Origin of the sequence: Pararhizobium sp. LjRoot238, from assembly GCF_964252955.1 — a bacterium.
Lineage (GTDB): Bacteria > Pseudomonadota > Alphaproteobacteria > Rhizobiales > Rhizobiaceae > Pararhizobium.
In genome coordinates this window covers 1,366,422-1,389,907 of sequence record NZ_CAXUPP020000001.1, presented here as the reverse complement: position 1 = coordinate 1,389,907, position 23,486 = coordinate 1,366,422, and the positions used below count along the sequence as shown (strand labels likewise).

General features: G+C 59.5%; 23 protein-coding genes, 1 tRNA gene and 1 pseudogene. 16 read left to right on the top strand and 9 right to left on the bottom strand.

What is annotated here, in order from left to right; translation table 11 throughout:
- Together ACSQ3F_RS06905 and ACSQ3F_RS06900 are read left to right on the top strand one after the other, a co-directional pair.
- On the top strand, nt 1-1,179 hold the full coding sequence (locus ACSQ3F_RS06905) for a phospholipase D family protein (RefSeq protein WP_436099534.1): 1,179 nt from the start codon (nt 1-3) through the stop codon (nt 1,177-1,179).
- Nucleotides 1,179-2,114 (top strand): restriction endonuclease, encoded by a 936-nt coding sequence (locus ACSQ3F_RS06900; RefSeq protein WP_436099533.1) that lies wholly within the window; start codon nt 1,179-1,181, stop codon nt 2,112-2,114. Before ACSQ3F_RS06905 ends, ACSQ3F_RS06900 begins: the two co-directional genes overlap by 1 nt.
- Before the next feature lie 396 nt (nt 2,115-2,510).
- Here ACSQ3F_RS06900 and ACSQ3F_RS06895 read toward each other — a convergent pair whose 3' ends face one another.
- From ACSQ3F_RS06895 to ACSQ3F_RS06880, 4 genes are read right to left on the bottom strand one after another with little or no spacing between them, the layout of a single operon-like run.
- Nucleotides 2,511-2,951, bottom strand: a complete 441-nt coding sequence (locus tag ACSQ3F_RS06895) for a lipocalin-like domain-containing protein (protein WP_436099532.1) — start codon at nt 2,949-2,951, stop codon at nt 2,511-2,513.
- Nucleotides 2,952-2,987: 36 nt separating this feature from the next.
- A complete protein-coding gene (locus ACSQ3F_RS06890) occupies nt 2,988-3,458 on the bottom strand; it encodes a cyclophilin-like fold protein (RefSeq protein ID WP_436099531.1) in 471 nt (156 codons plus the stop codon).
- A gap of 13 nt (nt 3,459-3,471) precedes the next feature.
- The gene (locus ACSQ3F_RS06885; RefSeq protein ID WP_436099530.1) at nt 3,472-4,218 is read right to left on the bottom strand and encodes an SDR family oxidoreductase; all 747 of its coding nucleotides are present in this window, start codon (nt 4,216-4,218) and stop codon (nt 3,472-3,474) included.
- A 30-nt stretch (nt 4,219-4,248) separates the two neighbouring features.
- On the bottom strand, nt 4,249-5,436 hold the full coding sequence (locus ACSQ3F_RS06880; protein ID WP_436099529.1) for an MFS transporter: 1,188 nt from the start codon (nt 5,434-5,436) through the stop codon (nt 4,249-4,251).
- Nucleotides 5,437-5,533: 97 nt separating this feature from the next.
- Here ACSQ3F_RS06880 and ACSQ3F_RS06875 point away from each other — a divergent pair, with 97 nt between their 5' ends.
- Nucleotides 5,534-6,433, top strand: a complete 900-nt coding sequence (locus ACSQ3F_RS06875; RefSeq protein WP_436099528.1) for a LysR family transcriptional regulator — start codon at nt 5,534-5,536, stop codon at nt 6,431-6,433.
- Between the two features lie 521 nt (nt 6,434-6,954).
- Here ACSQ3F_RS06875 and ACSQ3F_RS06870 read toward each other — a convergent pair.
- Nucleotides 6,955-7,641, bottom strand: a complete 687-nt coding sequence (locus ACSQ3F_RS06870) for a B3/B4 domain-containing protein (protein ID WP_436099527.1) — start codon at nt 7,639-7,641, stop codon at nt 6,955-6,957.
- A 24-nt stretch (nt 7,642-7,665) separates the two neighbouring features.
- Complete coding sequence (locus ACSQ3F_RS06865; protein WP_436099526.1) at nt 7,666-8,289, bottom strand: FMN-binding negative transcriptional regulator; 624 nt, start codon at nt 8,287-8,289, stop codon at nt 7,666-7,668.
- A gap of 75 nt (nt 8,290-8,364) precedes the next feature.
- Between ACSQ3F_RS06865 and ACSQ3F_RS06860 the strand changes: the two genes are divergently transcribed.
- Nucleotides 8,365-9,843, top strand: coding sequence for a PLP-dependent aminotransferase family protein (locus ACSQ3F_RS06860; RefSeq protein ID WP_436102066.1), 1,479 nt, complete (start codon nt 8,365-8,367; stop codon nt 9,841-9,843).
- A gap of 102 nt (nt 9,844-9,945) precedes the next feature.
- Here the strand turns inward: ACSQ3F_RS06860 and ACSQ3F_RS06855 are convergent, their stop codons facing one another.
- Both ACSQ3F_RS06855 and ACSQ3F_RS06850 read right to left on the bottom strand, forming a co-directional pair.
- A complete protein-coding gene (locus ACSQ3F_RS06855; protein ID WP_436099525.1) occupies nt 9,946-11,823 on the bottom strand; it encodes a hypothetical protein in 1,878 nt (625 codons plus the stop codon).
- A gap of 90 nt (nt 11,824-11,913) precedes the next feature.
- A tRNA-Ser gene (locus tag ACSQ3F_RS06850) sits at nt 11,914-12,003 on the bottom strand.
- 291 nt (nt 12,004-12,294) lie between these two features.
- Between ACSQ3F_RS06850 and rplU the strand changes: the two genes are divergently transcribed.
- The 4 genes from rplU (at nt 12,295) to ACSQ3F_RS06830 (ending at nt 14,303) form a co-directional block, all read left to right on the top strand.
- Nucleotides 12,295-12,663 (top strand): 50S ribosomal protein L21, encoded by a 369-nt coding sequence (rplU, locus tag ACSQ3F_RS06845; protein WP_436099524.1) that lies wholly within the window; start codon nt 12,295-12,297, stop codon nt 12,661-12,663.
- Nucleotides 12,664-12,696: 33 nt separating this feature from the next.
- Nucleotides 12,697-12,966 carry a 50S ribosomal protein L27 gene (rpmA, locus tag ACSQ3F_RS06840; protein WP_037128768.1) on the top strand — a complete coding sequence of 90 codons (270 nt, stop codon included), beginning with the start codon at nt 12,697-12,699 and terminating at the stop codon, nt 12,964-12,966.
- 126 nt (nt 12,967-13,092) lie between these two features.
- Nucleotides 13,093-13,725 (top strand): GNAT family N-acetyltransferase, encoded by a 633-nt coding sequence (locus ACSQ3F_RS06835; protein ID WP_436099523.1) that lies wholly within the window; start codon nt 13,093-13,095, stop codon nt 13,723-13,725.
- A complete protein-coding gene (locus ACSQ3F_RS06830; RefSeq protein ID WP_436099522.1) occupies nt 13,722-14,303 on the top strand; it encodes a GNAT family N-acetyltransferase in 582 nt (193 codons plus the stop codon). Before ACSQ3F_RS06835 ends, ACSQ3F_RS06830 begins: the two co-directional genes overlap by 4 nt.
- A gap of 46 nt (nt 14,304-14,349) precedes the next feature.
- Here ACSQ3F_RS06830 and ACSQ3F_RS06825 read toward each other — a convergent pair.
- A pseudogene (locus tag ACSQ3F_RS06825) lies at nt 14,350-15,211 on the bottom strand (endonuclease/exonuclease/phosphatase family protein).
- Nucleotides 15,212-15,294: 83 nt separating this feature from the next.
- On the opposite strand from ACSQ3F_RS06825, the gene obgE reads away from it, so the two are divergent.
- The 8 genes from obgE to ACSQ3F_RS06785 all read left to right on the top strand — a co-directional run bounded on the left by obgE (nt 15,295) and on the right by ACSQ3F_RS06785 (nt 23,470).
- Nucleotides 15,295-16,305, top strand: coding sequence for a GTPase ObgE (obgE, locus tag ACSQ3F_RS06820; protein WP_436099521.1), 1,011 nt, complete (start codon nt 15,295-15,297; stop codon nt 16,303-16,305).
- A 1-nt stretch (nt 16,306) separates the two neighbouring features.
- Entirely contained in the window at nt 16,307-17,476 is a 1,170-nt protein-coding gene (gene proB, locus ACSQ3F_RS06815) for a glutamate 5-kinase (RefSeq protein ID WP_436099520.1), read from the top strand.
- On the top strand, nt 17,469-18,749 hold the full coding sequence (locus tag ACSQ3F_RS06810; protein ID WP_436099519.1) for a glutamate-5-semialdehyde dehydrogenase: 1,281 nt from the start codon (nt 17,469-17,471) through the stop codon (nt 18,747-18,749). The genes proB and ACSQ3F_RS06810 overlap by 8 nt, the downstream gene beginning before the upstream one ends.
- Nucleotides 18,750-18,794: 45 nt before the next feature.
- Nucleotides 18,795-19,376: a nicotinate-nucleotide adenylyltransferase gene (locus ACSQ3F_RS06805; RefSeq protein ID WP_436102065.1), complete on the top strand. Its 582-nt coding sequence runs from the start codon at nt 18,795-18,797 to the stop codon at nt 19,374-19,376.
- Between the two features lie 95 nt (nt 19,377-19,471).
- Nucleotides 19,472-19,918: a ribosome silencing factor gene (gene rsfS, locus ACSQ3F_RS06800; RefSeq protein ID WP_436099518.1), complete on the top strand. Its 447-nt coding sequence runs from the start codon at nt 19,472-19,474 to the stop codon at nt 19,916-19,918.
- Nucleotides 19,919-20,126: 208 nt separating this feature from the next.
- Nucleotides 20,127-20,609 (top strand): 23S rRNA (pseudouridine(1915)-N(3))-methyltransferase RlmH, encoded by a 483-nt coding sequence (gene rlmH, locus ACSQ3F_RS06795; protein WP_436099517.1) that lies wholly within the window; start codon nt 20,127-20,129, stop codon nt 20,607-20,609.
- 181 nt (nt 20,610-20,790) lie between these two features.
- A complete protein-coding gene (locus tag ACSQ3F_RS06790; protein ID WP_436099516.1) occupies nt 20,791-22,641 on the top strand; it encodes an ABC transporter ATP-binding protein in 1,851 nt (616 codons plus the stop codon).
- 68 nt (nt 22,642-22,709) lie between these two features.
- A protein-coding gene (locus ACSQ3F_RS06785) for an IS5 family transposase (RefSeq protein WP_436099515.1) occupies nt 22,710-23,470 on the top strand; the annotation gives its coding sequence in 2 pieces (ribosomal slippage) (nt 22,710-23,049 and nt 23,049-23,470; 762 coding nt in all).
- Nucleotides 23,471-23,486: the final 16 nt, after the last annotated feature.

Here is a 23,486-nt window from a genome sequence, read left to right as displayed (position 1 = left end):
ATGAATTCACGTCTTGTGGATGCAGGATGGACGAAGGAATTCGACGAAGGCCTTGCGCTCGAGTCTCACAACCTTTGCGTCATATCTCCGTTTATCAAGCATCGTGCCGCCAAGCGGATTTTGTCACACGCGCCCAAGTCAATGCGTGTCATTACCAGGTTCAGTCTCTCAGATTTTGCTGATGGTGTAAGCGACATCGGAGCGCTGAGAGCACTGCTTGTCGCTGGAGCGACGGTCCGCGGGATCAAGAACCTCCACGCCAAGGTCTATGTCTTTGGCATACGGCGAGCCATTGTCACGTCCGCCAATCTCACGGAGGCGGCGTTGACGAGAAATCACGAGTTCGGGCTAGTGTCGGATGAACCGAAAATCATCTCTGCATCCAAGGACTACTTTGAAAAGCTCTGGGCATGCGGCGGTGCAGATTTGACCACTCAACAATTGGATGAATGGGAGCGAGCGGTCGTAAATCATTTGGCTAGGGGAGCGCCCCATGGTTCCGCGGAAAGCCTGCCAGATTTCGGGGTAACCGGCGCTGATGTGTTTAGCTCTCCACTGCCCACTGGTGTCATCAATGGTGAGCAAGCGTATGTAAAATTTCTTGGTGAAGGCGACAACCGAGTTTCGTTATCATTTCCGGTGCGCGATGAGGTCGAGAGTGCTCTCTGCCACTGGGCTTTGACATACCCGGCCAACAAGCGACCGACCAGTGTCACGGATGGGGCATTGATGTTCGTTGGTCGCCTGACCCGTGACCCGCGAGACATCATCATATTCGGCCGCGCCATCGGCATGAAATACGTACCGAGGCGAGACGATGCATCTGCCGACGAAATTAATGTACGGGAATGGAAGGACACATGGCCGCGATACATCCGGGTGCATCACGCCGAGTTTGTTGCCGGCACTATGGCAAATGGTGTTTCCTTGAATGCCCTCATGGATGCGCTCAGCCACGACGCGTTCATCTCGACGCAGAGAAATCATGCGATAGGCCAGGGCAACACGAACCCGTACAAGGCCTACAGACAACTAGCGGCCGTCCAGCTCTCTTTGCAGGGGCAGCAATGGTTGACCGAGCGGCTTCAAATTGCCCTAGAGCGGCACGGTAGACTGCCGCAGGACGAGTTGAACAAACTTGGATGGCCCACTTTACCTACAGAATGGGCCAGCAACTGATGACAATCCCCGATTACCAATCCCTGATGCTTCCGGTTCTGCTGCTTGCCGCTGAAGGCGAAACGCGTGTGCCCGATGCGGCGGAAAAGCTGGCGGATCAGCTTGGTCTGTCCGTCGCGGAGCGGGAGGAAATGCTGCCGAGCGGCCGTCAGCGCATTTTCCACAATCGCATCCACTGGGCAAAATTCTACATGACCAAGGCGGGCCTGATCGACAGTCCGGCGCGCGGCCGTTTCGTGGCAAGCCAAGCGGGCAAGGCGTTGCTGGCCACCAATCCCGCCTTCATCAATGTGGACACCCTGAAAACCTATCCGGCCTTTGCCGAATTCTATGCCTCCAGCACGTCGGGTGCCGGAAGCATGGATACGGCTTCAGCCGGTGCCGGCGAATCCATCGATGCCACCACATCCGCGACGCCTGAGGAACAGATCGATGCCGCGCAAGCCGTGCTGCATCAGGCCTTAAAGGCAGACCTGCTCCAACGCATCCTGGCACAGAGCCCCGCCTTCTTCGAACGCGCCATCGTCGATTTGCTCGTGGGCATGGGCTATGGCGGCAACCATGAGAACGCCGCTCGCCGGCTCGGCAAATCCGGCGACGGCGGGATCGACGGCGTGATCGATGAGGACCGCCTCGGCCTCGATCGCATCTACGTGCAGGCCAAGCGCTATGCGTCTCATGTCAGCGTCGGCCGACCTGAGGTGCAGGGCTTTCTCGGCAGCCTTGTCGGCGTCGGCGCAGCCAAGGGTGTCTTCGTCACGACATCCAGCTTTTCAGCCCCGGCCACCGACTTCGTCCGCCACCTGCCGCAGCGCATCGTCCTCATCGACGGCGACCGCCTGGCCGACCTGATGATCGAGCATGGGGTAGGCGTCCGTGTCGCCCGGACGGTGGAGGTGAAGCGACTGGACGAGGATTTCTTCGTCGAAGAATAATCCTTTCCCGCGTATACGGAGGCGAAAGCGGAAATAATTTCCGCGTTCCCGCTGCGGAGATATGCGGCTGACATCAAATTTAACGTATGCGTGATTTCCGCTGTCGGCCCCATTGCGGTCATCCATTGAGGTTAACCGCTAGCGCGCTCGATCGAGCAACTCGTTTATCGAGTATGTTGAATGCAGATTGCACCGTCGTGATGTCATATTTAGACGCATCTTGAACAGGAGCAAGACAATCTCCATCTATCGCGTATCACCCCCGTTTCGATGACATCCTGTGGCAAGCTGCATTGCTGGCACGTTCGACGTCGTCCGGGTTAAAGAAGGAGGCGCTCCCCGTTCGGGTCGAGCGCCTCCTTCCGTTTCCAGCTTCCTCTCAGTGGGCCCCTCTCCTCAGAGCCGTTCGTAGGTCACGCGCCAGCCTTCCTTGGGATCGGCGGGAGTGATCGTGAGCTGGTCGGCATCGACCTCGAACCTGCGCTCCATGCGCTGACCGACGAGACTGCGGACAAGTGACGACTCCACGGTGATGGCGAACGTCTTTTTGGTTTCGTCGACTTCGACGGGGCCATAGTAGGCCTCGTAGCCGTTTGCCGTGTAGGGCGTCGGCTTCGCAGCGGCGTCCGGGTTCATTGCCTGGACGGAGAGCGTTCCGCCTTGGGAGAAGATTACCTGGCCGGAATAGGGGATTTCCGTCTGCTTGCCGCTTGCGCCGGTCACCTTCAACGATGTCATGCGCCAAGTTCCTGTTATCGGGGACATGCTGTCATCTGCGAAGGCGGGAGAGGATGCGGCCAGCGCCAGCGCCAAGAGCGCGATCTTGAAGTTTTTCATGCGGTTGTTCCTTTTTCGAATGGTAGCGAGGATGGTTCAAATCCGTACGATGCGCACGGGGTATGCGCCGCGAACGAATAGAGGCTCGAAACCTCCGTCGAAACGGCCGAGACGGATCAGCCCGTCCCAGCGGTAGTCATCGTAGAACAGGGCAAGATTGCCCCATGGCTTGAAGTAGCAGAGGTCGCCGGGCCGCTCGTTTGTGAACGGACCGCTACCGTCCTCGGTGAGCTTGCGCGGCAGATGGACGATCTTTTCGTTGGTGCCAAAGTCCTCGATCCTTAGCTCGAGGGGAAGCATAGAAGCCAGATCGCGCGCTGACGGATTGTCGTAGAGCGTGGCCGTCAGCGACAGGTCGTTGAAGGTCATTCTGATCTTGACGTCGGTCGGCTCCTGGCTGGTGGGATCGCGGCCGTCCTGCCCACGTACCGCAAAGGGCAAAGCCGCGGCGGCCAGAGCTCCACCTATGATCCCCCGCCGGGTCATAGCCAAGGTGTTCGTCGTCATGATGCGGGTCCTGTTAAACTGGTTGCGCCGTGGGCCGGAACAGGATTTCGTTGATGTCGACATCGTCTGGCTCGTTTACCGCGAAGGCGATCGTCCGGGCGAAGGTGTCCGCACCCACGGCGATCTTGCTCACGAAATCCTTCGTGCCTGCCTGGATATCCTTCTCGCTGATATGATCGAGAAGCTCGGTGCTGACGGCTCCGGGCGAGATGATGGTCGTCCGGATATTGTAGGGCTTGACTTCCTTGCGCAGTCCTTCGGAGAGCGCGCGGACGGCGAACTTGGTGGCGCAATAGACGGCAGCACCGGGATCGACGACATGCCCATAAACCGACGAGACATTGATGATGTGGCCGGACTTTCGCGCCTTCATATGCGGCAGCGCGGCGGCGATGCCGTAGAGCACCCCCTTGATGTTGACGTCGATCATGCGGTCCCACTCGTCCACCTTGAGACGTTCGAGCGGGGCAAGCGGCATCAGGCCCGCATTGTTCAGCATGACGTCGATGAGGCCGAATTCGCTCACCGCCGTGTCCACCAGGTTGCTAACCTGCTGCCTGTCCGTGACATCTGTTTGGACCGCCCTGGCCTTATAGCCCTTTGCGGTGAGTTCGTCGGCCAGTGCATCGATGCGGTCGCGCCGCCGGGCACCGAGCACCACGGTGGCACCTCGCTCGGCGAGATGCCGTGCCGTAGCTTCTCCCAGTCCGCTGCTCGCGCCGGTGATGACGACGACTTTATTTTCGATTCCTTGAGTCATGATGTTCTCCTGTTCGAGATTGTTGAGAGGTCAAACGCGGCGGCCGGCGAGCGCTCCGAACGCGGCGGAGCCCGCAAGAAGGAGGGCGGCCAGAAGGAAAGCGCTCCACCAGCCTGCGATGTCGAAAAGAACGCCGCCTGCAAACGCCCCGCCTGCAATGGCCAACTGGATCAAAGCGACCTGGATACCGCCCGCCGCTTCCAGTTCACCGGGGACCAGCCTCGCCATCCAAGTGTTCCAGGCCACCGGGGTCGGGGTCGAGAAGAATCCCCAGAGCACGAGAAGGACCGCGGTGGCCCACGGTGAAGACCCGAAGCCGATCAGCAGGAGAGCGATCAGGGCGACCGTGCCCGGCAGACCAATAAGCGCGGCGGTCAGGTGTCGGCGCAGAACGAAGCCAATCAGGGAAGTCCCGGCCAAACCGCCGAGTCCGACACCCAGAAGCATCAGCGAGAGCGTGTTGAGTTCCACCCCGGTGACACCTTCGAGAAACGGACGCAGATAGATCGAAAGCGCGTTCATCCCCATGAAGACGAGACCCGTCGCCGCCATTCCGATCAGGAAGGCGCGGTTGCGCAAGAGGCGCAACATCCGGCCGATCGACACGGTTTCCGTCGCAGGCATCTTCTGCAGAACGGCAAATTGCCAGATCAGGGCGACGAGACCGATGGGAACCGTGATCAGGAAGGTCCCGCGCCAGCCGATCAGCCCGCCGAGAAAGCTTCCGAGAGGAGCCGCGACAACGATGGCGAGTGCGGTGCCACCCTGGAGCAGAGCGATGGCCTTCGGCAGCTCCGACTTCAAAGCGAGGCGTGCGAGGATGGCTGTCGACAGCGACCAGAAACCGCCGATCGCGACGCCGACAAGAGCCCGACCCGCGAGAAAGACGGCGAAGTTGGGAGCGAGGGCGACTGTCAGACTGGAGAGGACTAGAACCCCGGTGTAGAGCAGGACGACTGCCTTCCTGTCCCATTTCGACAGAAAGCCGTTGCCGAAGAGGCTGGTCATTACAGCGAAGACGCCCGAGACGGTGATGGCCATCCCGGCCTGTCCTTCCGATACCGATAGTTCTCCGGCGATCGGAGTCAGGAGGCTGACCGGCAGGAACTCCAATCCGACCAGAAGAAAGGTCAGGAGCGACAGGCAGGTCACGGCCGCCCATGGGGTTTCTACGGTTTCTGCCGGGATTGCGTCATTCGCTGTCAGCTCAATTGTCATTCCTGACTCTCCTGGGCGGTTGCCGCAATAGATAGCCAAATGGGTTTAGATGGACTAGAAGGCATAATCTGCATGTCGAGGTGAAGGAGATTCAACAATGCGGCGGGACGAGTTCACCGAGATGAGAGCATTCTTGGAAGTTGCCAAGGAGCGGAGCTTCACGCGCGCTGCCGCCAAGCTTGGCCTCACACGCTCGGCCCTCAGTCACACAGTCAGCGCGCTGGAAGAGCGGCTGGGCATTCGGCTTCTTTCCCGCACAACCCGGGATGTCGCACCCACGGCGGCCGGCGAACGTCTTATGGAGAGCATCCAGCCCCATTTCGACAGCATCACCGTGGGCATCAGCGCCATCAGCGCGCTGCGCGACAAGCCGTCTGGTGAGGTCCGGATCGTCTGCCCCGACGACGCAGTCGAGCTTGTGTTCCGCCGCCGGCTCTCGGCATTTCTGCGGGACTTCTCCGATGTGACGGTAGAAATCATTGTCGACAACGGATTCACCAACATTGTCGAGCGACAGTTCGATGCAGGCGTTCGTCTTGGCGAGGCCGTCGCCCGTGACATGGTGGCCGTACGCATAGGACCCGACGTGTCGTATTCCGTTGTTGCCTCGCCCGACTATCTGGAACGGCACGGGTCACCGTCAATCCCGCAGGACCTAACAGGCCACAATTGCGTCAACCTTCGCCTTCCAACGTCCGGGGGGCTTTATGCCTGGGAATTCGAGCGCGACGGCCGTGAGTTCAGCGTGCGGGTGGAGGGCCAGCTCACCTTGAGCAACATCGCTCCCGCGATAGACGCTGCGTTGGACGGCATCGGTCTTGCCTATGTGCCCACGGACCTCGTCTTGCGACATGTCGAACGTGGGCGGCTGCGGCAGGTGCTTTCGGACTGGTGTCCGACCTTCCAGGGCTACCATCTCTATTATCCGAGCCGGCGCAATCCTTCGCCAGCCTTCTCGGCGTTCGTAGATGCTTTCCGGCATAGACAGCGGAAATAGTGTTAGGCCTCAAAGCCCATGTCTCCTATTGCCGCGATGGTGACCACCGGCCTCGGCCGATGGTCATCGTTTCAAAGCTCTATCTGTTCGGCAATTCGCAACGCGTCTTCGATTTCGATCCAGAGGTACCGAACGGTGCTTTCGAGTTTGGTGTGCCCAAGAAGGATTTGGACAGCGCGGAGGTTGCCTGTCAGGCGCACTCGAATTGACCATACGTTTTTCGGCTGTAGTGGTCGCTTTTGGCCTACGAGAATGCCCTTGTTCCACGGGCGGCGGGTACGCGATACATCGGATTCCATAACATATCCTCCGCCGCGCCTCCCACCATGTCGCTCCCCCCTGAGCATCGAGAGGTTATCATATTTCGGCGGTTCGTGATTACGGACATGGGGCCGTGCAACCGGCCAATGGGCCCTTCGGTCCTCCAGATTGGGTCAGACCGTCCCGGCTAGGGTCGTCGGCGCGGGTCGTCCAGCGCCGCGCTTTAGTGCATCAGGGTCGGTTCAACTCGAAGCGCCGGATCAAGGCAACGGAATCCGTGTCGATCCGACAATGCTCCCCGGCATGAGCGTCGCGAGGCCGTCGGCCAGCATCGACGTCGCTTCAAGCAGTGCGTTCTCCGGCATCGTATCCATGGCTTCAAGGACGAACCACATGCGACCGCCTATATGCTCAAGACGGGTCCGCGTGCCTTGACGCCAATTCCAGCGCCGACATGTCACGCCCGCATCGTCGCGCCAGATGACTTCTCCCAGTTCCGGATGCTCGAGCACGGCCTCTCCGTTCATCACCGTGTCGAAATCCTCGGTGCCGTCGGCGATGGTCAGGAAAGGATGCCCGACATAGGCATCCGCATTCTCGCCACCGACCGGAATGGCGTAACGGAGGCTGACGGCATTGTAGAGATCGACAACGGGGTTGATCGGCGGCATTCGACCGTCCTTGAGAACGCGCTTGCGCAGCGCCTGCGCCGAACAAGGCGTCCGGTTTGGCTTCGCGCCGAAACGTTGATAGGCATCCGCCCAACTCGCCAGGTGGGCATCTGCCCATGAAGGTCCTCCGGTGGTCACGAACGCGCAGGCGTCGCTCAGAATATCGTGATCCTGTTTTCCTTCGGCGGCGGAGGTCGCATCGACGATGATGCTCATCGCCCTGAAGCCGGGTGCTATAGTCGCGATGCGGTCGTCGATTGTGGGCAATTTGAACATCTGGCGTTCTCTCCAGTCCAGTACTTAGGTCGGAACCATGGCGGCAACGGCAATGTCGTGCCGCTCACCACGTTCCTCGATGCCGCGCTTGACGCCCTTGCGATCCTCTTCGGGGCGGTTCTGGCTCATCTTCCGCTTTCCCTGCAGATTGACGATCGGCATGCGAATGCCGACGATCCCGCGCAATTGCGCCTTGATGTAATTCTCCGGAGCGTCCGTTACGGCCCAGGGCGCTTTGCGAGAAGATTCATGCATGTTTGTCAGACGGCTGACGACGTCGAGCAGCCGATCGGCATCGTCGAAAAACTCGACCGGACCGGAAGCGTGAACCGCGGCGTAGTTCCACGTTGGAACGACCTTTCCATGCTCAGCTTTCGTTGCGTACCACGAGGGTGTTACATAGGCGTCCGGTCCCATAAAGACCGCCAGTCCATCTCCCACCACGTTCGCTTGCCATTGCGGATTGGGCCGGGCGAGATGCGCATAGAGCACCCCAATGTCGCCCTCGCTTTCGTCGAGAAACATCGGCAACGGCGTGGCCATCGGCCCCGTCGCAGTTGCGGTGATGAAGTTGGCGAGATGACACTGGCGAATCATCTCATAGAGCTCGGACCTGTCGGCGACGATGAATGCTGGAGGCGTGTACATGAAGGTCTCCCTTGACTTGGCCCCGTTATCGCATCCAACTGGCATGAAACGGAGTGCCAGTTCATGACGAAAATCATGGTCCAGTTAGGCGAAGGCGGCGAAAAAATCGGGACCTCGCGCGCCATCTATCTCGGATTGCGGGACCAGATCGCAACGGGTGTCTATGCTGTCGGAGACAGGCTGCCGTCGACGCGGGCATTGGCGGAGGAACTCGGCGTTTCCCGCACGACCGTGACGGCCGCCTTCGAGCAACTCACTTCGGAAGGTTATGTCCACGTGCGCCATGGCGCGAGGGCCATCGTCGCCGGGAATGTCGTCGCGAGTTGCGATACGTCCAAAGTCACACGGCCCAGGTCGAGTGTGAGACTGTCGGCCTATGCGGCTCGCGCCATGGACCTACCCTCCAATGTCCCGGGCGCAACAGGGTCGCTCGACTATGACTTCCGGTATGGGGATGTCGCTCCCGGCGACTTCCCGAAACTGGCATGGAGGAAGGCATTGGGGTCGGCGGTTCTCGCCCACCGGGACCGCCTCAGCTATGGAAATCCGGCCGGCAGTCCGGCGCTCCGGCAGGCGCTACAGGGATATCTATGGCGGGCACGTGGCATTCGATGCACACCCGAGCAGATCGTCATCGTCAACGGTTCACAGCAGGCGTTGGACCTCTGTGCGAGGGTCCTTGTCGATCCGGGCGACAAGGTGCTGATCGAGGAGCCTTGCTATGCGATGGCCCGCAACGTCTTGGTCACCCTTGGAGCGATGCCGACCGCCATCAAGTGCGATGAAGAGGGGTTGGACACGTCCAGCCTGCCTGATCCTGTTGGCTATGCGCTTGCCTGCGTCACGCCGAGCCATCAATTTCCCTTGGGGGGAGTCCTTTCCGTCGGTCGTCGGCGGCAACTGGTGGACTGGGCCGTGGCCGGAAACGCATTTGTCGTCGAAGACGACTATGACGGCGAATACCGTTACGATGTACGCCCGATCCCACCGCTCTATCTCTCGGGCCGCGGACGGGTGATCTATGTCGGGACGGCTTCGAAGACTTTGTCTCCGACATTGCGCTTGGGCTATCTCGTCTTGCCCGAGTTACTCATCGAGCCGTTCGTGCGGTGTAAGCAAATCATGGACCGGCACACTTCCCTATTTGAGCAGGAGGCGCTCGCCATGTTCATCGAGTCCGGTGGCTATGAGCGGCATGTGCGAAAGATGCGACGGGCTAACGCCGAGCGTCGGGGCATCTTTCTCGATGCCATGGTCGCAGCCTTCGGGGAAAAGATCGAGATCATTGGGACATCGGCGGGTCTTCATGTGGTTGTCTGGTTCAATGAGTTTGGCGGTCGGGACGAACAAAGCATTGCGGACAACGCCCGGCACAACGGCATTGGAATCTATCCAGTCTCGCGGTTGTTCGCTAATCCGGCGGAGCGACGTGCCGGCTTCATCTTTGGATATGCGTCCATGCCAGTTCGCCAGATACCAAGCGGTGTCGATAGACTTCGCCAAGTCATGGCGCAACGTGCTGCATCCAGCACCGTCTTCGATGCGCGGGCATGACCGCTCATGGCGCAAAGCGGAAGTTATTTCGGCCTACTGCCTCTCTGTGCTGACCTTTGGGTCTTGGCTGCAAACCTTAGCAGGGTAGGCCGCCGCATAAGCTCAACCGCGTTTTGTTTTGCGTCCTCGCTTACGCTTCGCCTTTGCAAGCTTATCGAAATCCAGGCCCCGGTACGGAGTTAGATCGATGTCGGGGAGCGGCATATACGCAATCTGCCGAGCTTTCGTCTCGGTCAACGTCTTGAAGCCATACAGCTCATGCTCATCGGCTCCGAGTTCGTGACCCGCTTGCAGCTTGCGATCACGGGCTTCGATACCTTCATCACCAGAGGCCGATATATACCCTGCTCTTAGGGAGTGAAATTTCTCCTGCGCAACATCCTTGATTCCAGCCTCCGCCATCAGACGTGTCATGTAGGATGAAGCGCTCTTGCTTGGATCGGCCAGTCTCATGAGTTCTCGGAAAATATACTCACCACCTTGTTCTTTCGCCCACTGCGGGAACCCGATTTCAACGAGGAAATTGTGGAGAACGAAAAAGCTGACGCTGGCATTTGTCTTGTACGGAACTCGTCGCCAGACACCGTCGCCGTAGACGATGCCGCCAGTCTGCGCTACCCATACGCCTTCGAACTTTTCGCGGAAATCGATGCCTTGGAGATGCACCAGCAAACCGAGCCGTCTTCCGGTCAGCAGGCCGAGGAGTGGCAGCATTGCATTGTCCAACAGACCCGACTGCACACCCGTGTTGAGCAGCAGCTCGACCTTCTTTTTGGATAAAGGTTCTGTTGGAACACTGTCCCTGGCGGAATCCGGATAAACCAATTTCGTGCCAGCAATCGGGTTGGAATAGTCATATGTGGTCGTGCGGGACCCAAAGACCGTTTTGACAACCGCGACATACCCTTCCTGCAACGTTTTGAGCGCCAAGGTTTCCAGGTGGAAATCCTGGTTGCTGGCAATGATCTCGCGTGGTGTCAGGTTGCTATCCCGATCCTTCTGCTTAGCCGGCCAATATTTCATGAGGTCGATGAAGGCTTGTAAGTCAGTCGGCGTGTATGTGTCGATCGGATGGTCGCCGATCAGCTCGACGAACAGATTGAGACGGAATTCCGCGATGTCGAGGTCCGTGCTTTTCCCGGACTTGCCTGATTGACGCAGCGTCAGATATTCGGATGCGATCTGGCTGAACAGAGGTTTCGTGGACGGCTTGCGCTCGACGGTTCGACGGTCCGCCTTGAACGCAGGCGTTTCCAAACGTGAAATCGGCCCTTTCTTCGATCGCTTGATCGAAGGAGCAATTGGCATCGCGGTCTGTGCAGGTGGCATGGGCATCTGGGTAGATGAATAGAGCTGCTCGGGAATCGAAATAGGCCCGGCCATTTCTTCATATTTGGCGATATGCCGTGTGACGAGCATGTCTGCGTTGTCGGCAATCATCTCATCATGAGGCTGCCCGGACTGCTTCGCCGAAACCTCCCGACCGATGCGCACAAGCCCGCGCATCATATCGAGCCCTTTGGCCTCTTCCGGCGTCGGGGCTCGCGCGGGCTCGCGCAAGTCGAACAGTCCGCCTTTGAGAATCAGCGTCGCGAACTCGAATGGCCAGTCGTCGGCAGGAATATCATCGTCAGCGAAGGCACTCACGATGTGCGCCAGATCGGGTCCCTCGTAGCCAGCCATTCTCTTTTCGATCTCCTTGAACACTGTTCGCGCCAATGCCGCCAGCGCATCGGCAAGCTCCCTTGCTTCCTGATGCGGCAGAGCACCGAGGCTAACGCGTATCGGTCGCGAGCCTGCGCCGCCGCCGATGCGTTTCGGCAATCTGATCTGAAAAAGGTAGATGCCGCCGCTTCTGACCAGATAGAGCCCGGACGATCGCTTTTTAAGCTTGCGATTCCGTTTCTTCGCGGAAATCATTTCCGCGTCCGGCGATACATCGGACTGTACATGGAGCGATACAATGCGCGATACATTCATGACTGAACTTCCCTTTTGAGGGCAATCGGTCAGGAATTTGCGAGGAAACCCAAGAGCTTGCGGGTAATTGGGGAAGAGTGACCCAACGAATGGCGGAGAGGGTGGGATTTGAACCCACGATACCCTTGCAGGTATGCCGCATTTCGAGTGCGGTGCATTCGACCACTCTGCCACCTCTCCGGATGTTTTGGTCGGCGCCTTTGAGCGCGAGGCGGTTCATAGCGGCAGTTTGGCGGGATGACAAGGGGTAGGGGCAAGGAATATTTGACGAATTCGTGACGCCTGCCTTGACAGTTTTCGCAGCTTCCATTAATCCGCGCAATTGAAGTGGTGTGGCATGTCCTCACCGCGCCGGGTGTCTATTGCGCCCGTTCACCGGCAAGGTCCTGAGGCCTTGTCATGTCCGACTGGCAAAAAGACGGCCCCGCTTTCTTCAAGCGGAGAGCCGGAACGAACATGAAAGGATAAAAAATGTTCGCAGTCATCAAGACCGGCGGTAAGCAGTACCGCGTGGCCGCCAACGATGTCGTCACGATCGAAAAGCTCGACGGCGCCGCAGGCGACAAGATTGAATTCACCGAGATCCTGATGGTCGGCGTCGGCGCAGACGCAACCATCGGCGCTCCGTTTGTCGAAGGTGCCGTTGTCAGCGCCGAAGTTGTGGAACAGGGCCGCGCCAAGAAGGTCATCGCCTTCAAGAAGCGCCGTCGCCAGAACTCGAAGCGTTCGCGCGGTCATCGCCAGCATCAGACGACTGTCCGCATCCTGGACATCGCTGCCGCCGGCAAGGCGAAGAAGGCTTCCAAGACGTCTGAAGCCGCCGCCGAAGCTGCAAACTGAGACAACGGATCTAAGGTTTAAAGGAGAACACCAATGGCACACAAAAAAGCTGGCGGTTCATCGCGTAACGGTCGTGATTCCGAATCCAAGCGCCTTGGCGTGAAGAAGTTCGGCGGCGAAGTCGTCATTCCGGGCAACATCATCGTGCGTCAGCGCGGCACGCAGTGGCATCCGGGCGCCAATGTCGGCCTCGGCAAGGATCACACGATTTTTGCGCTTACGGCGGGCAACGTGGACTTCCGTACGAAGGCCAATGGCCGCGTGTACGTGTCTGTAATGCCGAAAGCCGAAGCAGCGGAATAAGCCGGTAGCGCTCTAAAACAGCCGGCGTCTCATCGACCCGGCTGACCGCACCTGGTTCAGACCAAGATCAAAAGGGGAGATGGGGCAAGACCCAACTCCCCTTTTTCACGTCTTGGAGGACTGACCATGCAGAGCGAATTGATGAGGGAGAGCCAATCGCGGTCTCCCGAAGAGAGGCCAAGGCCTCAGCGGTCAAGGACCGATTGCCCGATATTGTTATCGCCCAGGCTCGTTTTGCGCGCGCCCCATGAAGACGATATCGACGCCCTTGCCCATCTTGCCAACAACGCCAATATCGCCACCATGGTCTCGCGCATGCCGCACCCGTACACGGTTGCCGATGCCGCGGATTTCGTACGCCGTACGAAGACGGGCGCGATTGGCAAGTGCGTCTATGCGATTACCAAAGCGGATAATGGCGCATTCCTGGGTTGTTGCGGTATCGAGCCGCATCCCGACGGCAAGACGGCGGAACTCGGCTATTGGCTGGGCGAACCGCACTGGAACAAGGGTTATGCCACCGAAGCCGCACAGGCGCTGACCGATATGGCCTTCCGCACCCGCGACATCGACCAGATCGATGCGCGCTGCCGGGTCATGAACGTCGCCTCGCGGCGGGTCATCCAGAAATGCGGCTTCCAGTTCCAGGGAAGCGGTATGGTCGACAGCCTGGCGCTCGGCGGCATGATGTCGGTCGAATGGTACCGGCTCGACCGCAAGACCTGGATGTCGCTCAGAAGCTGGGGAGGTCTGCGATGACCGCTCATCTTGTTGAACGGCCGAAGGTCGTGGCCCGTCCCGATCCCGGCCCCTGCCCGGTCATCGAAACCGCGCGGCTGACACTGCGTCCGCACCGGCTCTCCGATGCGGATGCCGTGGCTCAGTCGCTTGGCGACTACCAGATCTCGCGCATGCTGGCGCGCGTGCCCGTGCCGTACCACCGGCAGGATGCACTCGACTGGCTGATGCGCCAGACGGCAGGACTCGGCCGCGATTGGACGCTGGCGATCACCACCGGCGATGATGTCCATATCGGCTGCGTCGGCATCGAGCTTATGCATGGACAATGGCATCTCGGCTACTGGCTGAACCGCTACTACTGGGGCCGCGGCTACGCCAGCGAGGCGGCCTACGCGGCGATAGAGCGGTTTTTCCGGCGCATGCCGGACACCGTACTGCATTCCGGCGTGTTTGCCGACAATGCGGGCTCGTTGAAGCTGCAGAAGAAGCTCGGTTTCGAGATCACCGGCTGCGCCCAGATTTATGCGCTGGCCCGCAATGGCATGGTGAGCCATATCGAAACCCGGATCACGGCAGCCGATCTGCGCACGCCGTGACACCGAATGCAAAGCCCGCGGCGTCATATCCGCGGGCTTATTGCTTTCATGCGAGCTCGAAGCCAACCGGCAGGTGATCGGAGCCCGCGGCAGCAAAGTCGATCCAGGCATCCTTCAATCGCGGCACCAGTCCGCTGCTCAGGAAACAATAGTCGAGATGCATGCGCTTGTTATGATCGGCGGGATCGATCCAGCTATAGCTTTCCGGCGTCAGCCGGCCGAGATGCGCCAGGGCATCGACCGGGTTTTCAAGGCGCAGCGAGCGTCCGTAAAAGGCGTCGCGCGCGCCGGCCATCGCACAATATTCCGGCCCCTCCGGCACCATGTTGAAATCGCCCATCAGGACGAAATCGTCCGGATGCGGCAGCTCGTCAAAGCCGAAATCGGCTCCGCCAGTCGTGGCCCCGCCTTCGATGGCATAGGAAAGCGCCCGGTCCTTCAGATAGGTGATCTGGGCGATGCGCTCAGTGGGAGAGACGTGATCGAGATGCACGGAATAGACGCGCAGAGGGCCGGTTGGCGTATCGATCAGCGCCTCGGTTGCGCCACGCTGCAGGTTCATCGGCGATGATCGTGCGGGTGCGCGGCAAGGGAATGAGCCGTGTGGACAAGATCGGGAAGCGCGACAGGATCATGTTGCCGAACTGGAAGCGCTTGTCGACGGCGCGGCCATTCTCGATCACCGACCCGGCGTCTACCTCGCAGGCTGGCCAGAAGGCGCAGAAGTATTGCGGCTTGAGATCGCGGAAAATCGCGACAAGGTCAGCGTTGCCGTTGCGATGAAAATTCCGCGTCACTTCCTGCAGCGCGATGACGTCGGCGCCTTCAAGACTTCTGGCAACGCGTTCGGGGTCAAAACGGCCGTCGAGACCGACGCCGTACTGGATGTTATAGCTCAAAAACTTCACGATATTCTTTGACCTCCGGGGCAGGCGCCTATATCGATGGCGGCAAATACGGCAGGCAAATACACAAACCAGATGGCAGTGCGATGAAATTTCTCGACGAAGCAAAAGTCTATATCCGCTCGGGCGACGGCGGGGCTGGCGCGGTGTCGTTCCGGCGCGAGAAATTCATCGAATTCGGCGGCCCGGACGGCGGCGACGGCGGCCGCGGCGGCGATGTCTGGGTCGAGGCCGTCAACGGCCTGAACACGCTGATCGATTTCCGTTTCCAGCAGCATTTCAAGGGCGGCACCGGCATTCACGGCATGGGCCGCAACCGCACCGGCGCCGGCGGCGCCGACGTGACGCTGAAGGTGCCTGTCGGCACGCAGATTTTCGAGGAAGACGGCGAGACGCTGATCATCGACATGATCGTCGAGGGCCAACGTTTCCGGCTGGCCGCCGGCGGCAATGGCGGCTTCGGCAACGCGCATTTCAAGTCCGCGACCAACCAGGCGCCGAGCTGGGCCAATCCTGGCCTGGAGGGCGAGGAAAAGACCATCTGGCTCAGGCTGAAGCTGATCGCCGATGCCGGCCTCGTCGGCCTGCCCAATGCCGGCAAGTCGACCTTTCTCGCAACGACGACACGCGCCAGGCCGAAGATCGCCAACTATCCGTTCACGACGCTGCATCCGAACCTCGGCGTCGCGACGATCGACGGCCGCGAATTCATCCTTGCCGATATTCCGGGCCTGATCGAAGGCGCCCATGACGGCGTCGGCCTCGGCGACCGTTTCCTCGGCCATGTCGAGCGCACCCGCGTCCTGTTGCATCTCGTCTCGGCGCAGGAAGAGAATGTTGCCAAGGCCTACAAGACAGTGAAACACGAGCTCGAAGCCTACGGCGGCGAGCTCACCGACAAACCGGAAATCGTCGCCTTGTCGCAGATCGACGTGCTTGATCCCGACGAGCTGAAGAAGAAGCAGAAGGCACTCGCCAAGGCGAGCGGCCAGACGCCGCTGCTCCTGTCGGCCGTCGTCGGCACCGGCATGACCGATACGCTGCGGGCGCTGCGCGACGTCATCGTCCGCGCTCAGACCTACGGGGACGACGACTGATATGGCGACGACCCGCAAACCGCTGGAAAAATACCGCCGGATTGTGATCAAGATCGGCTCGGCCCTGCTCGTCGATCGTAAGACCGGCCTGAAGAAACAATGGCTGAACGCCATGTGCGCCGATATCGCCGCACTAAGGACCAAGGGTGTCGACGTTCTGGTCGTCTCCTCCGGTGCCATTGCGCTCGGCCGCTCGGTGCTTGATCTCGCCTCTGGCGTGCTGAAGCTCGAGGAAAGCCAGGCGGCGGCGGCCGTCGGCCAGATCGCGCTCGCCCGCGCCTGGTCGGAAAGCCTTTCGACCGGCGAGATCGTCGCCGGCCAGATCCTCCTGACGCTGGGCGATACCGAAGAGCGCCGCCGCTATCTCAACGCCCGCGCGACGATCAGCCAGCTCCTCAAGATGGGCGCCGTGCCGATCATCAACGAGAACGACACGGTCGCGACCACTGAAATCCGCTATGGCGACAACGATCGGCTCGCCGCCCGCGTCGCCACCATGACCGGTGCGGACCTGCTTGTCCTTCTCTCCGACATCGACGGGCTCTATACCGCTCCGCCGCATCTCGATCCGAATGCCCGTTTCCTCGAAACCATCGCGGAAATCACCCCGGAGATCGAGGCGATGGCGGGCGGGGCTGCCTCCGAACTGTCGCGCGGCGGCATGCGCACCAAGATCGATGCCGGCAAGATCGCGACCGGCGCCGGCTGCGCCATGATCATCGCGTCAGGAAAGGTCGATCATCCGCTCTCAGCGATCGGCGCCGGCGCCCGCTCCTCCTGGTTCGCACCCTCTCGAACACCGGTGACAGCGCGAAAGACCTGGATTGCCGGGCAGTTGCTGCCGGCTGGTACCCTTGCCATCGATGCCGGCGCCGAAGCGGCGCTTCGCTCGGGCAAGAGCCTGCTTCCTGCCGGCGTCCGCCAGGTCACCGGCTCCTTCAGCCGCGGCGATACGATTGCCATCATCGGCGCCGAAGGCCGCGAGATTGCCCGCGGGCTTGCCGGTTACGACGCCGACGAAGCGCGCCAGATCGCCGGCAAGAAATCGGCGGAAATCGCCGTTATTCTGGGATACGCAGGCCGCGCCGCGATGGTGCATCGCGATGACATGGTGATGACGGCACCGGCAAAGCGGGGAACGGATGCGGTGAGGAGCGACGCGCATGCTTGACGACGTGAGGAAAAAGGAAATCCAGGAACTCATGGCCGTGATCGGCAGGCAGGCCCGCGCCGCCAGCCGCCCGCTCGCCACCGCTTCCGCCGAACGCAAGCACGCCGCCCTTGTCAGCATGGCGAGCAATATCGTCGCCCGGAAGGACGACATCCTGGCCGCCAACGCGCTCGACCTGGAACATGCCCGCGAAACCGGCGTCGCCGCCTCGTTCCTGGACCGCCTGACGCTGTCGGAAAGCCGCGTGCTCGATATGGCCAACGCCATCCGTGCCATTGCCGAGCTTCCGGACCCTGTCGGCGACATTATCGCCGAATGGGACCGCCCGAACGGCCTGCATATCGAGCGGGTCCGCACGCCGCTCGGCGTCATTGGCGTCATCTATGAAAGCCGCCCCAATGTGACGGCGGACGCCGGTGCGCTTTGCCTCAAGGCGGGTAACGCCGTGATCCTGCGCGGCGGGTCCGACAGCCTGCATTCATCGCAGGCTGTTCATTCCTGCCTGGTGCAGGGACTGAAGGACGCCGGCCTTCCAGAGCATGCGATCCAGATGGTGCCGGTCGCCGACCGCTCCGCCGTCGGCGCCATGCTGACGGGTCTTGGCGGCACGATCGACGTCATCGTTCCGCGCGGCGGCAAGAGCCTTGTGGCGCGCGTCCAGAACGAGGCACGCGTGCCTGTCTTTGCCCATCTCGAAGGCCTTTGCCACGTCTATGTCGATGCTTCGGCGGATCTGGAAATGGCGATGAAGATTGTCGTCAACGCCAAGATGCGCCGCACCGGCATTTGCGGCTCGGCCGAGACCCTGCTGATCGACCGCAAGGCGAAAGATAAGTTCGTCGCACCCCTCATTGCCGCGCTTCGCGATGCCGGTTGCGAAGTCCGCGCCAGCGACGACATTCGCGCCATCGTGCCGGGGCTGATTGCGGCGACGGAAGAGGATTGGGCGACGGAATATCTCGACTCGATCATCTCGGTGACGCTCGTCGATGGCATCGATGGCGCCATCGACCACATCGCCACCTGGTCGTCCTCCCATACCGAAGCGGTGATTGCCGAGGACCCGGCGGTCGTCGAACGCTTCTTCGCCGAGGTCGATTCGGCCATCCTCCTGCACAATGCGTCCACCCAGTTTGCCGATGGTGGCGAGTTCGGCATGGGCGGTGAGATCGGCATCGCCACCGGCAAGATGCATGCGCGCGGCCCCGTCGGCGTCGAACAGCTCACCTCGTTCAAATACAGGGTGCGCGGCGCCGGTCAGGTACGGACTTAAGTGCATCAAGGGCATCCGGACGGCGTCGATCGATTCTATCTGAAAATGCCGCATGTGGAGCGCGGCATGACGGTCGGCCTGTTCGGCGGCTCCTTCAATCCGCCCCATGAAGGCCATGTGCTGGTTGCCGATATCGCGCTCCGCCGTCTTGGCCTCGATCAGCTCTGGTGGATGGTAACGCCCGGCAATCCCTTGAAGAACCGCAACCATCTCGCACCCCTTGCAGAGCGCATAAGGCTCAGCGAGGCGATCGCCTTCGATCCGCGCATCAAGGTGACCGCGTTCGAGCAGTCGCTTGGGCAAAGCTACACGGCACGGACGCTGGAGAAGATCCGCGAACGAAACCGCGACATCCGTTTCGTCTGGATCATGGGCGCCGATAACCTGAAAAACTTCCATCTCTGGCAGGACTGGCAGAAAATCGCCCGTACTTATCCCATCGCCGTCATCGACCGCCCAGGTGCTACGCTCTCCTATCTTTCCTCGAAGATGGCAAGGACTTTCGACTATGCACGTGTCGACGAAGCCCATGCCGCAAGCCTCGCCTGGCGCAAGGCCCCGGCCTGGACCTTCATTCACGGACCGCGCTCGCCGCTCAGTTCAACGGCGCTTCGGGCGAAATCATGAACAATGATTAACCGTCATTTACTTCTCATGTCTTGAAACGTTAAGGCATTGGTGCCTACATTTAGCGTAGCGGTTCGACCGACAATCGAATCGTGGTGCCTGTTCTGTTCAACTGGAAAGGAAAGACCCTGACAACAGTACACGCGAAGGGAAATGTCAGCCGCATTTTCCCGCAAAGCCCGGATCGCAGCGACGAAGCCGCTGCCCGTGCTCTTCACCTGGTCCTCAGCAGTCTCGAGGACTCAAAAGCAGAAGATACTGTCACCATCAACATTGCCGGAAAATCGGCGCTGGGAGACTACATGGTCGTTGTCTCCGGGCGGTCGAACAGGCATGTCATGGCGATCGCCGATCACCTGATGACCGACCTGAAGGACGAAGGCTATGGCAATGCCCGCGTCGAAGGCATGGAAACCGGTGACTGGGTGCTGATCGACAGCGGTGACATCATCATCCACGTGTTCCGTCCGGAAATCCGCGAGTTCTACAACATCGAAAAGATGTGGGCCGCGCCGGATATGGAAGACGGCACTTTGCACTAGGCGCCGGGCGTCCTTTACGGACGCGGTGGACGATAGTGGAAATTTCGGATCCTGTGACGGTCGCACAGGTGAAATCATCTGACTGCGACCAGTAGCAGAACGGAATAGCGGAACCGGCATTTCGCCGGAACAAATCGACTGCGTGTTCAGGCGGCCATCGCGGAAAAGCCTGTATGCTATTGGTGCGCCGAAAAATCGAGGAAACGACATGCGGGTGGGTCTTTTTGCCGTCGGGCGTCTCAAGGCCGGCCCGGAGAAGGATCTTGCGGCCCGCTATCTCGATCGCTTTTCCAAGGCAGGTCCGGCGATCGGCCTCGAATTGTCCCGCGTCACCGAAGTGCCCGAAAGCCGCGCCTCGAGCGCCGATACGCGCAAGCGCGAAGAAGCGGCCCTGCTTGAAAAATCCCTCCCCGATGCCAGCCTTCTCATCCTGCTCGACGAGCGCGGCAAGGCGCTGGATTCGGAAGGTTTCGCCTCCCTCATCGGCTCCTTCCGCGACAGCGGCAAACGCGACCTGATGCTGGCGATCGGCGGCGCCGACGGGCTCGACCCCTCGCTTCATAGCAAGGCGGACGCCGTCATCTGCCTCGGCAAGATGACCTGGCCGCACCAGCTGGTGCGCATCCTGATCGCCGAACAACTCTACCGCGCCGTCACAATTCTCTCCGGCCATCCCTACCACAGGGTGTAGTTGACTAATTTCAACCACAATTACAACTTTCTTTTGCATAAACTTGTTTTGCCGTCGGGCTAATCACCCAGCGCATTCAAGCGTTTCTATGGAGGAACTGGCAAAGGGACTCTCAATAGGTCTTACACGCCCTGAGAGCACTGATGTCGTCGGTGAAATTGTCGCAAATTGAACGAGCGAGATGATAAAAGACCTTTTCGGAAGATTTGAGCGCCTCGTCTCAATCCGAGATCATGAACTGAACCTGCAAAGTGACTCAGGCGCTTTTCGTGTTCTCTGGACATTTTTGAAGCCGTTCAAATGGGTTATTGTCGCTTCCGCCGTCACCGGCATGATTTTGACCGGCTTCGAGCTCGCGAAACTGTGGGCAGTGTCGCATCTCGTTGATGTCGTGGCCTATTCGCGAGCCATGGAGCTGTCACCTGACAATCTGCGGAGATTTGGTGTCTTGATCCTTGCATATGCCCTCCTGGATCCTTTGATCTGGCTGGTCAACTACATGCTACGCATGCAGTCGCTGAAGAGCCAAACCAAGGCATCGTCATTGTGGCAGTCCCATAAAGCTGCGGCTCGCCACGATATGTCCTACTTCAATGCCATGCATGCCGGGCAGGTAACGGGACGCATCAACCAAATATCGACGGCAGTCCAATCTGGCGCAGAGTTGCTGGCTGGCCGCTTTCCGATGGGCTTCATTCGCTTCATCGGGTCAGCTGTCTTGGTCTCATACTTGGCACCGCTGTTTCTTGTTCCGGTGTTGGTCTGGATAGTATTAAACGGCGTATTTGCGGTATGGTTAGCTCCCAAAGTCAATGTTCAGGCGCAGAGAATTTCCGAAACCGCCAGTATCGTTAACGGAGCGGTGACAGAATACTTTTCCAATATAAGAGCAATTAAAACGTCATTTGTGTATAGGGCAGAGAATGACTTCGTTTATGCCTCCATCGAGAAGCAGAATTTTAACAGCATGCAAATCAACCGGCTGACAACGATAACCGGTCTGTCGATACGGGTGCTCAACACGGGGTTAGTCGCGGCTATCCTTGCTTTAGGTATTTATGGCCTGAGCGCTCAATCCGTTTCTCCGGGTGAGTTCGTCGCGGGGGTAACATTGGCGAGTGGCATGGCCGCGGATGCCGGATGGTTCGTGTCCATATGGGAGGGGCTCACCCAGAGCCTTGGGGCGATTAAAGATGCCCGGCCGACGATCGACCCTCGCCCGAAAATAACTGCTCCGGTCGATGATGCAGGGAGATTCGAGAAACCTCCTGTGATCGAGCTGTCTAAAGTTGCCTTCGCCTATGAGAACGGAAGCCCCACGATCCTTCGTGATATTCAACTAAAAATTCAACCGGGGCAGAAAGTCGGGATTGTAGGCCCATCCGGCGCCGGAAAATCAACACTGATAGACTTGCTGCTCCGGCTTTATGACGTCTCATCGGGCGAGATAACGTTCGACGGCGTGAATATAAAAGAGATACCTCTGGCAAAGTTAAGGAGTAGCTTTGCCGTCGTTTCACAGAGCGATTCACTCTTTCATCGCTCTATCAAAGACAACATAGCTTTTGGCGTAACAGAGTTCTCATTCCAAGACGTTGTGAACGCTGCAAGTATGTCAGACGCAAAAAGCTTCATCGATGGACTGTCCTCAGATGGAAAGCAAAGCGGCTATCATGTGATTGTGGGAGACCGCGGCGCAAAGCTGTCGGGAGGGCAGCAACAGCGCATACTGTTAGCGCGAGCATTCATGCAGAAACGGCCGATCCTGATACTCGATGAGGCGACGTCGGCGCTGGACTCGAACAGCGAAACTCTCATCCAGCAGGCAATAGCTTCCATCTCGAAAAATACTACTGTAATTGCTGTTGCGCACCGCCTGTCTACGATCAGAGATTTCGATAGAATTGTCGTTCTGGACGCTGGACGAATCTCTGCAGTAGGAACCCACGACGACCTGCTTCGAGACAACCCCTTGTACCACGACCTTTGGGAAAAGCAGGCGGGGCAACCCCCCCTCACTAGGCCGTGGTGACGATTTAAGGTTTTAAGGTTCCCAAAGGGTTTCAAATCAGATTCAACACTGACTTTTGGAGGTCAGTGATGGATTGCGATGCTCTTCGGGATGATCAGTGGGAGCGTATCAAGGCGATTGTGCCCGGCGGGACCAAGGGCAAACGCGGTCCGCGAACCAACAACCGGCTTTTTCTGGATGCGTTGCTATGGATGGCTCGTTCTGGTGGCCGCTGGCGTGACCTGCCTGAGCGGCTGGGCGATTACCGCTCGGTCAAGCGACGCTATTATCGCTGGATCGAGATGGGTGTGCTCGACGACATGCTTGCCGTCCTTGCCCGCGAAGCCGACCTGGAATGGCTGATGATCGATAGCACCATTGTGCGAGCCCACCAGCATGCCGCCGGAGCGCGCAAGGAAAAAGGGGGGCGGATGCCCAGGGCCTGGGTCGGTCTCGCGGCGGATTGAGCACCAAGATCCATGCCGCGACGGAGGCTCTGGGGCTTCCGGTGCGCCTGATCGGCAGTCCCGGACAGCGCAACGACATCACCCTTGCACATCAGTTGGTCGAGGGTTTCGAGACGGATGCGGCAATCGCCGACAAAGGCTATGACGCAGACCATTTACGCGACAAGATCGCCGAAGCGGGTGCTGAAGTCGTCATCCCGCCAAAGCAAAACCGCAAAATCCAGCATCCCTATAACGCCGACCTCTACAAGGAACGCAACCGTATCGAACGCTTCTTCAGCAAACTCAAACAGTTCCGACGAGTGGCAACCCGATACGACAAATTGCTGGCAAACTTCATGGGCTTCGTCAAACTCGCCGCCATCGCAATCTGGCTCAAATAGTTAAATCGTCACCACG

What these genes read in the sequence shown, in the direction of transcription:
- ACSQ3F_RS06905 (WP_436099534.1), top strand. Translation starts at nt 1, where the DNA reads ATGAATTCACGTCTTGTGGATGCAGGATGGACGAAGGAATTCGACGAA.
- ACSQ3F_RS06900 (WP_436099533.1), top strand. Translation starts at nt 1,179, where the DNA reads ATGACAATCCCCGATTACCAATCCCTGATGCTTCCGGTTCTGCTGCTT.
- ACSQ3F_RS06895 (WP_436099532.1), bottom strand. Translation starts at nt 2,951, where the DNA reads ATGAAAAACTTCAAGATCGCGCTCTTGGCGCTGGCGCTGGCCGCATCC.
- ACSQ3F_RS06890 (WP_436099531.1), bottom strand. Translation starts at nt 3,458, where the DNA reads ATGACGACGAACACCTTGGCTATGACCCGGCGGGGGATCATAGGTGGA.
- ACSQ3F_RS06885 (WP_436099530.1), bottom strand. Translation starts at nt 4,218, where the DNA reads ATGACTCAAGGAATCGAAAATAAAGTCGTCGTCATCACCGGCGCGAGC.
- ACSQ3F_RS06880 (WP_436099529.1), bottom strand. Translation starts at nt 5,436, where the DNA reads ATGACAATTGAGCTGACAGCGAATGACGCAATCCCGGCAGAAACCGTA.
- ACSQ3F_RS06875 (WP_436099528.1), top strand. Translation starts at nt 5,534, where the DNA reads ATGCGGCGGGACGAGTTCACCGAGATGAGAGCATTCTTGGAAGTTGCC.
- ACSQ3F_RS06870 (WP_436099527.1), bottom strand. Translation starts at nt 7,641, where the DNA reads ATGTTCAAATTGCCCACAATCGACGACCGCATCGCGACTATAGCACCC.
- ACSQ3F_RS06865 (WP_436099526.1), bottom strand. Translation starts at nt 8,289, where the DNA reads ATGTACACGCCTCCAGCATTCATCGTCGCCGACAGGTCCGAGCTCTAT.
- ACSQ3F_RS06860 (WP_436102066.1), top strand. Translation starts at nt 8,365, where the DNA reads ATGGTCCAGTTAGGCGAAGGCGGCGAAAAAATCGGGACCTCGCGCGCC.
- ACSQ3F_RS06855 (WP_436099525.1), bottom strand. Translation starts at nt 11,823, where the DNA reads ATGAATGTATCGCGCATTGTATCGCTCCATGTACAGTCCGATGTATCG.
- rplU (WP_436099524.1), top strand. Translation starts at nt 12,295, where the DNA reads ATGTTCGCAGTCATCAAGACCGGCGGTAAGCAGTACCGCGTGGCCGCC.
- rpmA (WP_037128768.1), top strand. Translation starts at nt 12,697, where the DNA reads ATGGCACACAAAAAAGCTGGCGGTTCATCGCGTAACGGTCGTGATTCC.
- ACSQ3F_RS06835 (WP_436099523.1), top strand. Translation starts at nt 13,093, where the DNA reads ATGCAGAGCGAATTGATGAGGGAGAGCCAATCGCGGTCTCCCGAAGAG.
- ACSQ3F_RS06830 (WP_436099522.1), top strand. Translation starts at nt 13,722, where the DNA reads ATGACCGCTCATCTTGTTGAACGGCCGAAGGTCGTGGCCCGTCCCGAT.
- obgE (WP_436099521.1), top strand. Translation starts at nt 15,295, where the DNA reads ATGAAATTTCTCGACGAAGCAAAAGTCTATATCCGCTCGGGCGACGGC.
- proB (WP_436099520.1), top strand. Translation starts at nt 16,307, where the DNA reads ATGGCGACGACCCGCAAACCGCTGGAAAAATACCGCCGGATTGTGATC.
- ACSQ3F_RS06810 (WP_436099519.1), top strand. Translation starts at nt 17,469, where the DNA reads ATGCTTGACGACGTGAGGAAAAAGGAAATCCAGGAACTCATGGCCGTG.
- ACSQ3F_RS06805 (WP_436102065.1), top strand. Translation starts at nt 18,795, where the DNA reads ATGCCGCATGTGGAGCGCGGCATGACGGTCGGCCTGTTCGGCGGCTCC.
- rlmH (WP_436099517.1), top strand. Translation starts at nt 20,127, where the DNA reads ATGCGGGTGGGTCTTTTTGCCGTCGGGCGTCTCAAGGCCGGCCCGGAG.
- ACSQ3F_RS06790 (WP_436099516.1), top strand. Translation starts at nt 20,791, where the DNA reads ATGATAAAAGACCTTTTCGGAAGATTTGAGCGCCTCGTCTCAATCCGA.